This is a genomic window from Staphylococcus intermedius NCTC 11048 (assembly GCF_002902385.1).
GTDB classification, from domain to species: domain Bacteria; phylum Bacillota; class Bacilli; order Staphylococcales; family Staphylococcaceae; genus Staphylococcus; species Staphylococcus intermedius.
On sequence record NZ_PPQH01000160.1, the window covers coordinates 1 to 1,161 of the forward strand.

The following is a 1,161-nucleotide window of genomic DNA, read 5'->3' on the forward strand; positions in this document are numbered from 1 at the left end:
ATCTACGGATTTTCGCCGTGCTATGAAATTAGTCATATGTTGGTCAGTTAAGGAAATACTACCAGTTAAAATGATAATTAGTTATATTTTTTCTGATTTTGCAACAGAACCAACAAGAACATATGAAATAGAACGTAAGAAGACGGGGCATCAAATTGTGAATATTATAAATAATTTTTTAAGATGTATCAAAAGTAATTGCTGACTATATCAACCACCCCTAGGTTTATACCATTTTACGAATTTTCGTTTTACTACAAATACAACGGCATGTTAGATAAATAAAATAATACTATCATGTTAAGGTAAAAAGTACCTTCGTGTTTTCTACATTGCAATAGTACCAAAAAATAGCTATGAAGAAATTAATTGTTACAGGTTTCTTCATAGCTAACTTTAGTATATTATTATATATAATCTTATTTAGAGTTTTGTTTTTAAAATCACAGTATTTAAAAGCAAACATACCATTAATATAAATAAAATAGATAAATATACTGGAATATGAATGTATAAAGCTGCTTTTATAATTACTGCTCCAATTGCGCCACCACATCCTGCTACAGCGATAAAAATACTAGTTAATACACTTTTATTACTACTATGTTGATTAATGATACTAGCACCTAAAGGGAACATAGGCGCTAAAAATATGGTGAGTGAAAATAGAATTATTAATCTGATTTCATCTTGAGTATTTAAATATATCAACATAATATAGAGAAAAAAAGAAATAGCTGTATACATTAATAGCAATGTTTCAAGCCTGAATTTAATCATCGGCAATATTAACGTATATAAAAACCTTCCTACTATTATACCAATCCAAAATACACTTACAGTAATATAACTAAATTTATCAGAAACTAAGTTGATATATGGTAATAAATTTGAAAAATTAGTTTCTATACTAATATAAAAGAAGCACCATGTAAGAATTATTAAAACTAGCATATACTTTTTACTTAAATGAAGTTTGGGTATTTTAATTTTATCGCTGCTACTCACTTTAAACTCTAAAGAATTGACAATTAAAAATAAAAATATATTTATGATAAATATAAAGATAATAGCGTATTTCGTGTCTAAATGATATTCAAACATCCTCACAATCATAGGTAACAAGAATGATCCTACTGCAAAGAATGATTCTATATATCC

At 26.4% G+C, this 1,161-nt stretch carries 2 protein-coding genes; one reads left to right on the top strand and one right to left on the bottom strand.

Translation table 11 applies throughout. The annotated features are described in order from the left end of the window. Nucleotides 1–205, top strand: a 205-nt coding sequence (locus tag CD138_RS14600; RefSeq protein ID WP_219727739.1) for a hypothetical protein, incomplete at its 5' end; no start/stop codon positions are given. Between the two features lie 218 nt (nucleotides 206–423). Here CD138_RS14600 and CD138_RS13880 read toward each other — a convergent pair. Then, the coding region (locus CD138_RS13880) for an MFS transporter (RefSeq protein WP_103266027.1) at nucleotides 424–1,161 on the bottom strand (738 nt) is incomplete at its 5' end.